Annotated in this window: 13 protein-coding genes; 2 read left to right on the top strand and 11 right to left on the bottom strand. The window is 50.1% G+C overall.

The window, feature by feature from the left end; genetic code table 11:
* Positions 1-7: 7 nt before the first annotated feature.
* Entirely contained in the window at positions 8-1,783 is a 1,776-nt protein-coding gene (aspS, locus tag G441_RS0100160) for an aspartate--tRNA ligase (protein ID WP_026374485.1), read from the bottom strand.
* Between the two features lie 194 nt (positions 1,784-1,977).
* Between aspS and G441_RS0100155 the strand changes: the two genes are divergently transcribed.
* Complete coding sequence (locus G441_RS0100155) at positions 1,978-2,814, top strand: DUF72 domain-containing protein (protein ID WP_026374484.1); 837 nt, start codon at positions 1,978-1,980, stop codon at positions 2,812-2,814.
* Positions 2,815-2,825: 11 nt separating this feature from the next.
* Here the strand turns inward: G441_RS0100155 and G441_RS0100150 are convergent, their stop codons facing one another.
* The 10 genes from G441_RS0100150 to G441_RS0100105 all read right to left on the bottom strand — a co-directional run bounded on the left by G441_RS0100150 (position 2,826) and on the right by G441_RS0100105 (position 13,058).
* The gene (locus G441_RS0100150; protein ID WP_026374483.1) at positions 2,826-4,169 is read right to left on the bottom strand and encodes a sigma 54-interacting transcriptional regulator; all 1,344 of its coding nucleotides are present in this window, start codon (positions 4,167-4,169) and stop codon (positions 2,826-2,828) included.
* Positions 4,166-4,729, bottom strand: a complete 564-nt coding sequence (locus G441_RS17515; protein ID WP_051275221.1) for a hypothetical protein — start codon at positions 4,727-4,729, stop codon at positions 4,166-4,168. The genes G441_RS0100150 and G441_RS17515 overlap by 4 nt, the downstream gene beginning before the upstream one ends.
* Positions 4,726-6,135 (bottom strand): sensor histidine kinase, encoded by a 1,410-nt coding sequence (locus G441_RS0100140; RefSeq protein WP_026374482.1) that lies wholly within the window; start codon positions 6,133-6,135, stop codon positions 4,726-4,728. The genes G441_RS17515 and G441_RS0100140 overlap by 4 nt, the downstream gene beginning before the upstream one ends.
* Positions 6,136-6,290: 155 nt before the next feature.
* A complete protein-coding gene (locus tag G441_RS0100135; protein WP_026374481.1) occupies positions 6,291-6,584 on the bottom strand; it encodes an EF-hand domain-containing protein in 294 nt (97 codons plus the stop codon).
* Positions 6,585-6,759: 175 nt separating this feature from the next.
* Positions 6,760-7,206: a tellurite resistance TerB family protein gene (locus G441_RS0100130; RefSeq protein WP_026374480.1), complete on the bottom strand. Its 447-nt coding sequence runs from the start codon at positions 7,204-7,206 to the stop codon at positions 6,760-6,762.
* 63 nt (positions 7,207-7,269) lie between these two features.
* On the bottom strand, positions 7,270-8,310 hold the full coding sequence (locus tag G441_RS0100125; RefSeq protein WP_026374479.1) for an ABC transporter ATP-binding protein: 1,041 nt from the start codon (positions 8,308-8,310) through the stop codon (positions 7,270-7,272).
* Positions 8,311-8,330: 20 nt separating this feature from the next.
* On the bottom strand, positions 8,331-9,950 hold the full coding sequence (locus G441_RS0100120) for an ABC transporter permease (protein WP_026374478.1): 1,620 nt from the start codon (positions 9,948-9,950) through the stop codon (positions 8,331-8,333).
* Positions 9,951-9,997: 47 nt separating this feature from the next.
* Positions 9,998-11,014: a Fe(3+) ABC transporter substrate-binding protein gene (locus G441_RS0100115; protein ID WP_026374477.1), complete on the bottom strand. Its 1,017-nt coding sequence runs from the start codon at positions 11,012-11,014 to the stop codon at positions 9,998-10,000.
* A gap of 69 nt (positions 11,015-11,083) precedes the next feature.
* Complete coding sequence (locus G441_RS0100110) at positions 11,084-12,727, bottom strand: ATP-binding SpoIIE family protein phosphatase (RefSeq protein ID WP_026374476.1); 1,644 nt, start codon at positions 12,725-12,727, stop codon at positions 11,084-11,086.
* 25 nt (positions 12,728-12,752) lie between these two features.
* Entirely contained in the window at positions 12,753-13,058 is a 306-nt protein-coding gene (locus tag G441_RS0100105) for an STAS domain-containing protein (protein WP_026374475.1), read from the bottom strand.
* Positions 13,059-13,193: 135 nt separating this feature from the next.
* Between G441_RS0100105 and yciH the strand changes: the two genes are divergently transcribed.
* On the top strand, positions 13,194-13,514 hold the full coding sequence (gene yciH, locus G441_RS0100100) for a stress response translation initiation inhibitor YciH (protein WP_026374474.1): 321 nt from the start codon (positions 13,194-13,196) through the stop codon (positions 13,512-13,514).
* Positions 13,515-13,525 lie beyond the last annotated feature (11 nt).

The raw sequence follows: 13,525 nt of genomic DNA, 5'->3' as shown, positions 1-13,525 counted from the left end.
CAATCCTTTACTGTTCACCCTCACTCGCGGCTTTCTTGATCGTGGCGATACTCAATTCCTGTAACTGCGCAGGGTTGGCTTCTCCGGGCGCATCGGTAAGTGGACACGCTGCCGTGGTGGTTTTCGGAAACGCCATCACGTCACGAATAGATGACGCACAGGTCATCAGCATGACCAATCTGTCCAGTCCGAACGCCAGTCCGGCATGCGGCGGTGCACCATATTTCAGTGCTTCGAGCAGGAAGCCAAACTTAATCTCAGCTTCCTGTTCATCGATACCCAACAAGTCGAATACTACAGACTGCATGGCCTGATTGTGAATACGCACTGAGCCACCGCCCAACTCAACGCCGTTGAGCACCATATCATACGCATTGGATAATGCTGTCGTAGCCGTGTCTCTGAGCTGCTCAGGTGTCAGGTCGCGAGGCGCAGTAAAGGGATGATGTAGTGCATGCAGTTGACCGTCAATTTCCTCAAACATAGGGAAATCGACTACCCAGAGTGGTTTCCAACCGGATTCTGTGATCTCCAGGTCGTTACCCACTTTTAAGCGCAGTGCACCCATGGCTTCGCAGACGACTGTGTAACTGTCTGCGCCGAACAGCAGCAGATCACCATCACTGGCACCGGCTCGCTCGACAATCGCCAGAGCGGTGTCATCGGGTAAGAACTTAAGAATTGGCGACTGTAGCCCAGCCACGCCCTCAGCCAGGTTATTGATCTTCATCCATGCCAGGCCCTTGGCGCCATAGATACCAACAAACTTAGCGTAGTCATCAAGCTGCTTGCGAGACAGGCTGGCACCACCTGGCACACTCAACACTGCGACACGTCCCTTAGGGTCGTTGGCTGGGCCGCTAAAGACTTTAAACTCAACGTCTTTGAGCAAGTCAGCAACATCAATGAGCTCCATTGGATTGCGTAAATCCGGCTTATCACTGCCGTAGCGACGCATCGCATCGGCATAAGTCATGCGCGGGAAGTCGCCCAGATCAACATCCATCAGATCGGTGAACAATGTGCGGATCAAGCCCTCGGTGATAGCCATCACGCCATCGGCATCCAGAAAGGTGGTCTCTATATCGATTTGCGTAAATTCAGGCTGTCTGTCGGCACGCAAATCTTCGTCGCGGAAACATTTCACGATTTGGTAATAGCGGTCCATGCCCGACATCATCAAAAGCTGCTTAAACAGCTGTGGTGACTGAGGTAACGCGAAAAACTTGCCTTTGTGCGTGCGGCTTGGCACCAGATAGTCACGGGCGCCTTCAGGCGTCGCTTTGGTCAGAATCGGCGTTTCTATATCGAGAAATCCTTGACCGTCGAGGTAGTTACGCACTGCACTGGTGACCTTAGCGCGGAAAATCAGGCGCTCGCTCATGACGGGACGGCGCAGATCAAGGTAACGATAGGTCAGGCGCTGCTCTTCACTATTTTCCTGATTCCAGTCCAGCGGTAATGGCGCTGACTTACTCAAAATCGTCAATGATTTGCCGAGTATTTCAATTTCCCCGGTGCGCATATCTGTATTAATCTGGCCTTCTGGTCTGGCGCGCACCAGTCCGGTCAGGGATACACAAAACTCATGCCTGAGACTATTGGCCGTGGCGAATACGTCTTCCAAGTCAGGATCGTAGACCACCTGAACGATACCTTCGCGGTCGCGCAGGTCGATAAATATTACGCCTCCCAGATCACGTCGTTTATTTACCCACCCGCAAAGGGTCACTTCCTGACCGATATATGCTGCGTCGATGTTGCCGCAATAGTCTGTACGCATGTAGTCTACGCCTCTACTTGATGTCGTCATTATGACAGCGTTTAAAATAACCGAAATTTAAGGCGGCATAGTATAAACAAAACCGCATTAAAGCACAGCACGTTGTCAGCGCTGATTGCGTGAAAGAGCACTGGGTGATGATAAATTCAACAACTAACGCCACCACGACCGGACGTCTTTATTTTGGGTGCCCTATGTGGTCACATCCTTATTGGTTTGGCCGATGGTTCAGCACCTCGACACCAAAGCAGGAAGCCCTTAGTCATTATGCCAGACGGTTTAATAGCGTAGAGGGAAATACAACGTTTTATCATTTGCCAGACGAGACCACGGTGCACAGGTGGAATGATAGTGTGGGCTCTCAGTTTCGTTTTAGCTTCAAATTCCATCAGGATATTTCCCACAAAGGCACGCTCACTGAGTCGATAGATGCAGCAAAGCAGCAGTTGCGACTGTTATCTTCACTGCAACACAAGCTGGGACTAATGATGTTGCAGCTACCTGCGTCGTTTGATCCATCACAATTACCTGATCTACGTAATTTTCTCAGTCATATTGCACCGCTCACCACGCTTGCCGTTGAGGTACGTCACCCCTTACTTTTTGCCAAGGGAGATGATGAAGCCAGACTAAATCGCATGCTTATGGACCATGGTGTCAATCGCATCATAATGGATACAAGGGCATTGTTCAGTGCAGATGCGAATGGGGACGACCTACTGACAGACGTGCAAGCCAAGAAACCCCGTGTGCCAGTCAATGTCATTGCCACCGCTGACCATCCCGTGGTTCGCTATGTCGGCCATCCCGATTTATCCGCCAACCGCGCGTTTCTAGAACCTTGGGTGCGCAAGGTGACACAGTGGCTAAACGACGGTAAAGATGTGACGTTTTTCTTGCACATGCCAGACAACGGCATGGCACCCTGGCTGGCAGAGTTATTTGCAGGTATGCTGCGCGACTGCGGTTCAGGGCATGACATACCGGATATAAACCTGCCGTCATTGGTTACCCAGGATTCGCTGCTGTAAACACCACGCGGCTAGCGAAAATCAACTGCTTCCAATTGATGCTTTTTCATCAGCTTGTGCATGTCGGTACGATTGCGTCCGGCCAGTTCAGCTGCTCGGGTGACATTGCCCTCGGTCATTTTAAGCAGTTTACATAAATAGCGGTGTTCGAATGCGTCTCTGGCCTGGGTCAGCGTTGGCCAGTTTTGTGACGATGAGGATAGCGCCTGTTCTACCAGATGCGCGGGTATAACCGGCGTTTGCGTAAGGGCCACGCACTGCTCCACCACGTTAACCAGCTGTCTGACATTGCCCGGCCAGTTATCGGTCAGCAACAACTGCATGGCATCATCGGAAAAACGTGTGACGTCGACACCGTGTCTGTCAGCGCTTTGTTTCAGCAGCGCCCTGGCCAGAATAGGAATATCTTCGCTGCGCTCTTGCAGAGTAGGCAGGCGCAGATTAACCACGTTAAGTCGATAGTATAAGTCTTCTCGGAAATTACCGTCACGCATTTCGTCGTTGAGGTTTTTGTGGGTGGCAGACAGAATTCTGACGTCGATATCGACCTGCTTACTACTGCCAACCGGACGGATTTTGCGCTCCTGCAAGGCCCTCAGTAGCTTGACCTGCAGGGTCATTGGCATATCGCCAATTTCATCCAGAAATAACGTGCCGCCATCGGCTTCTTTAAACAGTCCGTTGTGGGCATGAGTGGCACCGGTAAACGCACCTTTAGCATGACCAAACAGTTCAGATTCCAGCAGGTTTTCCGGCAATGCTCCACAGTTTATGGCAACAAACGGCTTGTCAGCACGGGGGCTTGCCTGATGCATGGCCTGCGCTAACAGCTCTTTACCGGTTCCGCTGGCGCCGGTCAGCAGTACACTCACATCTCGTTGAGCGATGCGGTGCGCCTGATCTAGTATCTGCTGCATTTCCAGCGACTGGGTGATGATATTTTCACACCATTGCCCCTGGTGTCCGGTTTGCCCCTGGCTGAGCGCCTTATCAAGCAATGCGTTCAACTGTTTATGGTCAAGGGGTTTGGTCAGAAATCCGAATACGCCGCGGTGTGTCGCATCCACTGCGTCTTCAATACTACCGTGCGCAGTCATAATGATGACCGGAAGCTCTGAGCGCATTGCGACAATTTCTGCGAACAGACTAATACCATCCAGGCCGGGCATGCGTAAATCACTCAAGACCACATCAACATGCTGTGATGCGATCACACGCAGCGCTTCGCTGCCTTCATTCACTGCAATGACGTTAAACCCCTCACCCTGCAGCCTCAGCGTCAACAGGCGTAACAGGCTCTCATCATCGTCAACCAAGAGTAGTGTCGAAGCTGAAGATTCGGATGTGGTATTCATGGCTGCTGCTCTCTTTGCGCGTCTACTAATTCAGCTTCAATATTCATCAATTGCTGAAGCTTCTGCTTCAATTCAGCGGTCGACTTAGCCTGTTGCGTGTTGATCCGGGACATCACGGTTAATGCTGATTCCAATTCCAGTAATTGCTGACTTGGCTTTGCCATAATCGCGGTAAACACGTCAGCGGCAGGTTGGGTAAGCCGACTTTTTATTGCATCAAACCAGCTTTGCGCACGCAGTCTGTCCTGATAAGGCGTACTGACCGGCTGACTCAGCAATATCTTGCGTAACTGTCCATCCAGGGATTCATCAAGTGTACTGATTGCCGTTCTGCGTTCAGGCCAGGGTATGCTATCGGCATTTGCCCAATACAACAGCCAGTACTGTATATCACAGTTGTACTCTGGCGCCTTCACCGGCGGCTCAACCAGGCAGATGGTCTTGTTATGCGCATTTTTGTCACGCGACATTTTTGCCCAATCGGGTAGTTGTTGGCATCCACCCAGGCACAACACTATCAAGCCGAGAAAGGCAGCGACGCCTTTATTGCTAACAGTCATAATGCTTCACTTCTATGCTGCGGAATACATACCCTAAAACATACATCCGCATAATCAACATCAACACACTTTACACTACCATGCATCATTCGCGCACAGTCTGCGACGATCGAGAGACCCAGCCCGGCGCCAACCACATTGTCATTACGTTTATGATGACCGCGCTTGAAAGGTTCAAAAAGGCTGGCGCGAATAGCAGCGGGAATGGGCTTGCCGCTATTCGCCACCTCCGTTATCAGGAGGTTATTGTTATGCCGTATCCGTATTGCCAGAGGCTTACCTTTCGCTCCATGAGCGACCGCATTGGATAGCAGATTATCCAGAATGCGGCGATAAAGTTCGGCATCTATCGTTGCCGTCTCACAGTCAAGTTGCAGCTTTACCTCAGCGCCATGCTGTTGCAATAACAAACCATTTTCCTGAATGCATTCCTGCATTAATGATGTTAGAGACGTTGTCTCCATTGTGGGCTCAGCCTGCTGCAGCAGCACATTATAATCGAGCAGCTGTTCCATCAGGTGTGTCAAACGCCTGGTACTACTGAGTAACAGATCCAACACTTCCTGCTGCTGTTCGGTCAGCGGCCCGACTACCTGCTCCTGCAACAGTGTGCAACCTTCCAGCATACTCGCCAACGGCGTCTTTAACTCATGTGCAGCGTGCCTGAGCATCACAGCACGCAGTTGTTCAAGCTGTTGCAGACGCTCTGATAGCCAGTGTAAATCCTTCTCTAGCTGCATGAGTTCAGAAGGCGCATGTTTGGAAATGTCGGGAAGCTCTGTCTGGTTGGACGCGATGGCTCTGATCAGATGCTTTAACTTATTGACGGGCCGTACCACCAGCTTTGAGCCGTACAGTAATAGCACTAATGACAGACTGACCAATATCGCTGTAGACCAGGCTTGTTGCCGTTGCATGCTGGTCAGCGTTGACTGCTGCTGAGCAATCCGGTCGACCAATATGGCGTCGATCGATAGGCGTAATTGAGACATACTCTGCCTCAATTCTGCAAGTCTGGCTTCCAGCAACATGTCATCATTGATGTGTTCATAGTCTTGCAAAGCGTCGAGGTTGTTTTGATAAGGACGGCACAGGTCGGGCGCGGACGTAAATTCACAGAGTGTCCCAACATCCTCGGAGATTTCCTGCATCGAAGCGTAAAGCAAAGGACTGAATTCGTCACTGCGCAGGACAAAGAACTGTCGCATGCGGCGTTCAAGATCGGCGGTCTGACGCTCAACAGCACTCATTTTATTGACAGTGGTGACTGCGAACCGGGTTTCCTGCTCGGCCATCTGACTAGTTTGATCAAGCGCCCGCTGGCTTTGCCATAGCAAGGTAGCAAGCGGTACGAGAGCCAGAATAAAGCTGCCTAAAGTGAGTTGTCGGAGCGACTTAAGTTGCACAGCAAATCATCTGTGGAATAAAAACGTGACGGTAGTGTACCTGAATTGAGAAAAATTCAAGGCACTGATTATCTGTCCATGGCCAGTGCCTTGCTGCCAAGTAACCCTTTGCGCACCATTGCGCAAAGACTCTTGAAGTAGGTAGCCCGCCGCGTTTATTGGTTTTTAGTGGTTTCGGCAGGCACTGACGCGGTGTCAGTTGATGTCTTTTCAAGTGTTGCGCTGTTCAGTTCTTCAAGACTCAGACGACCGTCTTCATTGGTATCAATTGAGCCAAATACTTTGAGCATTTCAGGTACAGAAGAGGCTTCTTTTAAGGTGATATATCCATCACGATCTAAATCCAGCTTTGCTAGCAGGGTGTCCTGCTCATTGGCATGTGCGGCAGAAATAACCTGCAGACAAACTGCAGCAAGAAGTGCGGTACCGATTAATTCTGCTTTTTTCATGATCACTTTCCTTCAATGTTGGTAAAACGCAATGTGCGTACAACCAACTAATCAGGATACGTGCCAGAATTTATAACCATTAAAAATCAATAAGTTATAATCACACAGGCTGAGAAAGCCCCTCTTTGTGTCGCAAATTAAAGACAGCTAACAATCGCTGCATATTCAGATAGCCTTAAGATCGCTCTGCAGCCTTTAGTTTACTTTGGATGTACTGACTATGAGGCAGGTGTAGTAAATCAGCGATACGTCTAATCAGATGCTCTTCATGGGCGTCCAATACGCCGTCTGCGAATGCAATACGCCACAAGTCATCGAGTATTTTGCCTTTTTGTTTAGCATCGCATTCCGCATTAATGACTCGCGTAAATTGCACCAGGTCTGATGCTTCTTCAACATGCTCAGAACCGAGCTTCATCAGCTCTTCAAGTTCATTGTCCTGCAGTGAAAAATGTTGAGTGAGCACATCGCGGTAAACGCGCTGTTCATCGTCAGATGTATTTTGGTCAGCGCGTATGATTTCGCACAAAAGTGCCGCAGTGGCCAGTTCTATGGTATGGGCGTGACCAGTACGAGGGTCAGCGGCCCTTACTTCAAACCACTGCACAAATTGTTTAAACATAAATCTGCTCCTCTTACGCTATGTAAGTATACCGCGCACAGCAGCATTTGGTTTTCCCGTGCGTCAGGCCTGCTTCGGAAACACCACCAGATGTTCCAGATCCAGGGTGATCCCCACCTCTTCACCATTTTTATGATCATGATGACTCGGTGCCAGACACAACACACGTTCGTTACCGGTACTCTGCAATTCCAGATAATACAGAATATTGGCTCCTCGAAAGGCGCGGTTGATCACTTTCGCCTTCCAGGCACTACTATCTACATGGCGAATATCGTCCGGTCGCACTAACAGCTTATACCCGTTGTTAGCGTCCGGCATTTGTTCCGGCAACGGAAAGGCGCCTAACGCTGTAATGAGCTCATTGTCCCGGACAACCGCGTCGATAAACACCCCTTCGCCTATAAATTCTGCAACAAACTGTGTGGCCGGCTGATGGTAAAGGACGAAGGGTGTATCCCACTGATGCAAGTGACCACCCTGTACCACCCCCACTTTATCCGCAATCGCAAACGCTTCATGTTGATCGTGTGTCACCATCAGCGCAGTTGTACCTGTCTGCTTAAGAATGAATCGAACATCGCTGGCCAGTTGTTTACGCAGCTCACTATCAAGACTGGAAAACGGCTCGTCCATCAACAACACGTCTGGTTCGGGTGCGAGTGCTCGTGCAATCGCGACACGCTGCTGCTGGCCACCAGATAATTGATGCGGATAACAGGACAGCGCATCGGCCAGGCCAACCAGTTCAGCAAATTGCTGAATGAGCTGAGTCCGCTTAGTCGCACTCAGCTTGCGCAGTCCAAAACCAATATTTTCTGCCACACTAAGGTGAGGAAACAGCGCGAAATCCTGAAACACCATACCGACATGACGCTTTTCAACAGCGACATTGTGATGAGGTGCAGAGACAAGGGTGTCGCGAAGCGTAATACTACCCTGTTGCACATCGACAAAGCCTGAAATGGCTTTCAACAACGACGTTTTTCCGCAACCCGAGGGCCCTAACAGGCAGCCTATCTGTCCCCTCTCTAACGCAAAGGAAACATCTTGCACCACCGTTTGTTCGGCATAAGCAATACTGACGGCATCAGCAGTTAACATCATTGGGTTGTGGTGCATGCTCAGTTTTTCTCCAGCGCGCGCATTATAAAAATGATAGGTAAAATGCCAACCAACACAATACTGATTGACGGCCAGGCGGCGTCAACCAGTCGTTCATCTGATGCCATCTCGTACGCTCTTACTGCCAACGTATTGAAATTAAAAGGTCGCAGAATCAACGTCGCAGGCAACTCTTTAAGAATGTCCACGAACACCAACAATATCGCACTTAATAGACTGCCTTTTAGCAGCGGCGCATGTACGTCTCTGAGCATGCTCGTCGTGCTTCTGCCGAGTGATTTCGCGGCCTGATCCATGCTGGGAGTGATTCTGGCCAGACCGCTATCAACGTTGTGTATGGCGACGCTGAGAAAGCGAATACAATACGCCAGTAGCAAGGCAAACACCGTACCTGAAAAAATCAGCCCCGGACGCCACTCAAACAGGCTGAATAACCAGGCATTGATGCCCCTGTCCAGTGCTGTTAAGGGCACCATTATACCCACTGCGATAACGGTGCCGGGAATAGCATAGCCCAGTGAGGCTATTCGCACTTGTGCATTGGCCAGCCAGTCTGGCTTGATACGTTTGCCGTAGCATAGGAACAACGCCACGATAACCGTCACTATGGCGCCACCAAACGCCAGCATAAAGCTATTCAATGCCAACGTGAAAAAGTCGTTGGTGAGGCTATCATGCCAGGTAAGCATGGCCCATGAACTCAGCTGCAGGAGAGGAATAATAAAACCGCATAGTACCGGCAGCATACAAAGCAAGGTCATGAGCAGCGCTTTACCTTTGCTCAAACGCTGACGCGGCATAGTCGATGATGACAGAGTCTGCTGGTGATAACGCTGTTGACGGCGACTATATTGTTCCCACCACAGCAGTACCAGCACAACACTGCATAACAATGCTGACATTTGCGCAGCCGCCGTTTCATTCCCCATCCCAAACCAGGTTCTGAAAATGCCAGTGGTCAGCGTCGGAATACCGAAATACTGCACCGTGCCATAGTCTGCCAGCGCCTCCATCATGGCCAGCGCACTGCCAGTGAACAACGCTGGACGAGCCAGTGGTAAAGATACTCGCCAAAACAACATATGGGGAGATTCGCCAAGACTCATTGCTGCCATACGAAGCTGCTGAGACTCCTCGCGAAACGCGCTACGCGCCAAAATATAGACATAGGGATAGAGCACCAGCCCCATCATTGTGATCGCACCAGCCATGGAGCGGATCTCAGGAAACCAGTATTGCCCGTAGCGCCAGCCGAACGTGTCACGTAATGCCGTTTGCACAGGGCCGGCAAAGTCCAGCAGACCGGTGTAGGTGTAGGCAATGATATAGGCTGGCATAGCCAGAGGCAGCAGTGCCAGCCAGCGTAACCATCGCCGACCATAAAACTCGTAGCGTTCTATGCAATACGCAAGGGCCGTGCCAATCACCAGGGTGACGATACCTGTACCTATTGCCAGAATGACGCTGTTAAGCACATATCCTGATAATACTGTGTCAGCCAGATGCCGCCAGGTTTGCCACTGAGGCTCAAGTAAACTGGCCACCACGGCCAGCACGGGCAGCATCAACAAGGCACTTATCACTAACAGTAATAAGTGCCATGGGTCGCGCTTGAACATAGTGGTCAAGCGCGCTGGAGAAAGGGCGAGAATGCGCCGCAATGAGGTTATTTCCAGCCGGCCCGATCCATGATTTTCAGGGCTTCTTCATTGAGTTCGCCCACCATTTCAAGTGGCACATTTTCGGCCTTGAACTGCCCCATGTCAGTTAGCACCTGACTCCATGCCACACCTTCTCTGACTGGATATTCACCGTTGGTTTCGGCATACCAGGACTGCGCCTCTTCGGACACCATGTAATCCAATAATGCCTGCGCTATCGCCTTATTAGGTGCGCCTTTGATAATCGCTGTACCAGAAATATTCACGTGCGTCCCCCTATCCTGCTGATTAGGCCACAGCACTTTCACCTGCTTGGCGATCTCGCGAGTAGCCGGGTCGCTGTCGGTCAGCATGCCAGCCAGATAGTAGGTATTGGCGATAGCCACATCGCACTGGCCTGCTACCACGGCGCGGATCTGGTCACGGTCACCGCCTTTTGGAGGACGCGCGAACGCGTTTACAAACTGATTGGCCCATTGCTGTGTTGCATCACTGCCTAACTGCGCCAACAGCGTAGCAACCATCGACTGATTGTAAATATTGCTTGAACTTCTGATACACAGCCTGCCCTGCCATTCTGGTTTATTAAGATCTTCAAGACGGCTTAGTGAATCTGGGTCGACACGCTCTGGTACGTACATGATGGTGCGAGCGCGACGGGTCAAGGCGAACCAGTGATGCTCCGCGTCACGCAAGTTCGCGGGAATGTGCTTCTGAAGCTCTGTCGAAACATATGGGTCAGTAATGCCCGCCTGTTTGGCTCTGACCAAACGGCCAACATCTGTGGTAAACAGGACATCCGCCGGGCTTAACTCACCCTCACGCTGGATGCGAGAGATCAGCGTATCAGCACCACCGGTGATAAGATTAATCTGCACATCGTTCTGTTCAGCAAACTTATCAAGTATGGGTTTGATAAGCGCTTCTTTCCTCGCAGAATACACATTAAGTTGTTGAGCTTGGGAGAAAAACGGCACGGCCACTGTCAATGCACACAGCCACACCAGAACGCGTTGTTTCATACCACTACCTTTGCAAAATGAAAGAAGCTTAGAGGGTAATCGAATTGAGAATTATTCTCAACAACAGTTTTACAGACTCATGATCGCTTCGGCGGTCTTGCCACCATCACGATAATCCAGTGAGTCGCACAGCTCCAATAACATCGGGATCCCACGTCCAAACATGTCCTCTTCGTCTGCGTCCGATACCTGTCCAACATTAAACCCTTTGCCGCTATCCATGACGGTGATGCGCAATGACCGATTTAGTGGGTCAAAGCCGGCTCTGAGGATGATGTACCCGCTACTTAATGTCTCAAGACGTTGCATGCGCTCTTCGTAATATTGCATAAAGCCTTCGGTGGTACTTTTTAATGATGAACTGAGTCCTAATAAGCCATGATCGACCGCATTGTTGTAAAGCTCCGTAAGCACCGTAAACAACTGTGAGCGCAACCAGGCTAATCCATTCTGACTGGCAACCAGTTCAATAAATGCCTCAACCGGGTCGGTGTTGCGTATTTCGTCTGGCGTCAGCGTCGCTTCAATGACAAAAGGTAAAGTAGACACGGTGTTGATATGATGCAGTTCATGCAGGTCAGCACAGCGGTAGGAGACGATTGTGATATCGTCGTGGGCGTCCCGACCGTTCAGTATCGTATCAATATTGGCATACATTTGTTCAACGGTGATATCCTGACGCTCAGCCAACCATTGTTCGACAATATCTTCCCCCACCATTTCGCCAGAGGCATCTTCAATCTCGACCAGACCATCTGAAAACGCCACCAGTCTGTCGCCGTCCTGTGCTTCGAAAAATTCGACCTGATCTTCGAATTCATCCGGGTCAAGAATACCCAATGCCATATGTCTGGATGTAAACCGATGACTGATACTGCCATCCGATGATGCTACCAGCAGCGCTGGCATACTGCCGTTCCACACGCTGAAGTGTTTCCCCGATGCGCTGACTTCCAGCACGGCTGCGGCAAAAAACATTTCCACGGGCAACAGCGATAAAAGCGTTTTATTCAGCGTGCCTACGATTTCTGAAACCGACAGTCCTTTTGCCACCATTGCCTGAAATGCACGGGTGACGGGCAACGCACCTATCGCTGAAGCAAGCCCATGCCCGGTAAAATCACCCACCAGCATGTAGAATCCACCGCTAGGACTTGGCTCATACAGCAACAGATCACCATTAAAGTCGGTGGCCGGCGTCAAACGATAATCCAGAAACTTGGCAACTTTGGGATTATTCTTAATCGCATTATTAAAAATATGTTCTACAATCGCGTGCTCACGCTCGACAGCATTGCGGTAATAAACCAGTTCCTGATGCTGGCTATTGATTCGCTGACTCAACAGTCGCGTTCTGCTGTGAGCACGAATTTTCGCCGCCAATAGGACTTTATCAAAGGGTTTAGAGGCGAAATCATCACCGCCTACTTCCAGGCATTTAACCAGACTTTCCTGATCATCCAGTGCGGTAATAAAAATGATCGGAAGATAGGTGTCACCAGACAGTTTTTTCAGCAGTGGCGCCAGCGTATAGCCGTCCATGTCTGGCATCATGACGTCTAGCAACACCAAATCGGGGTTGATTTTTTCCGCTAGCTGCAGCGCTTCATGACCGCTTTCCGCCTCATAACACTCGGTGTAGCCCTCTCCCTCAAGCATATGAAGGAGAAGGAAACGATTCAGCGATTCATCGTCAACAATTAAGATACGCATAGCGCGTGGTCAGTTAAGGTTAGCGCTAGGAAATGTCGAATTTTTTATCGAAACGGGAGATTTTCAGTATCTTCATCACCTGCGGTTTGCAGTGTGCGATCTTGAAGGTGCTGACACGATCGCTCAGCGTTTTTTGCATATTTAACAGCATGCCAAGTGCAGAACTATCCATGTAGTCTGTGTCTTTCAGATCAACGGTGACTTCTTTCAGACCATCACCGACGTCAGAGTAAGCCATTCTGAAGTCCTGGACCTTACTAAAATCAAACTTCTGGTCCATCACAATGGTCAGTGCGTTACCATCATCACTCAGTAATTTTTCTACACTCATCAGGAACTCCTGCAACAAAGTCTATCAAGTAAAGACATTAACGATTAGGATAGCAAGCTCAGCCTACTGTCATGTAGTGTTAATCAATTCATTTGCTATTACAATCGCATTCCCGCAGTGAAGGAGTATGCCTTGATGCAAGACAACAAACTCGTATACAGCACCGACAGCGGACGTATTCACACCTCGTCCCAGGCACCGCAACCGCCGAAAGGCGATGGCATTGTGCGTATTCGTCGAGAAACAAAGGGGCGAAAAGGCAAAGGTATGTCTATCATTGAGGGACTGGGTCTTGATGAGAAAGAACTCAAATCATTGTGCAAAGCCTTGAAACAACTGTGCGGCTGTGGTGGCGCAGTCAAACAATTTAGTATTGAAATTCAGGGCGATAACCGCGAAAAACTCAAGCAGTATCTCGAACAGAAGGGATACAAGGTAAAGCTCGCCGGTGGGTAAAACCGGCAGAT

It is taken from the genome of Aestuariibacter salexigens DSM 15300, assembly GCF_000429145.1.
Lineage (GTDB): Bacteria > Pseudomonadota > Gammaproteobacteria > Enterobacterales > Alteromonadaceae > Aestuariibacter > Aestuariibacter salexigens.
The sequence above is the reverse complement of the archived record's forward strand: the minus strand, read 5'-3'. Positions and strand labels throughout refer to the sequence as shown.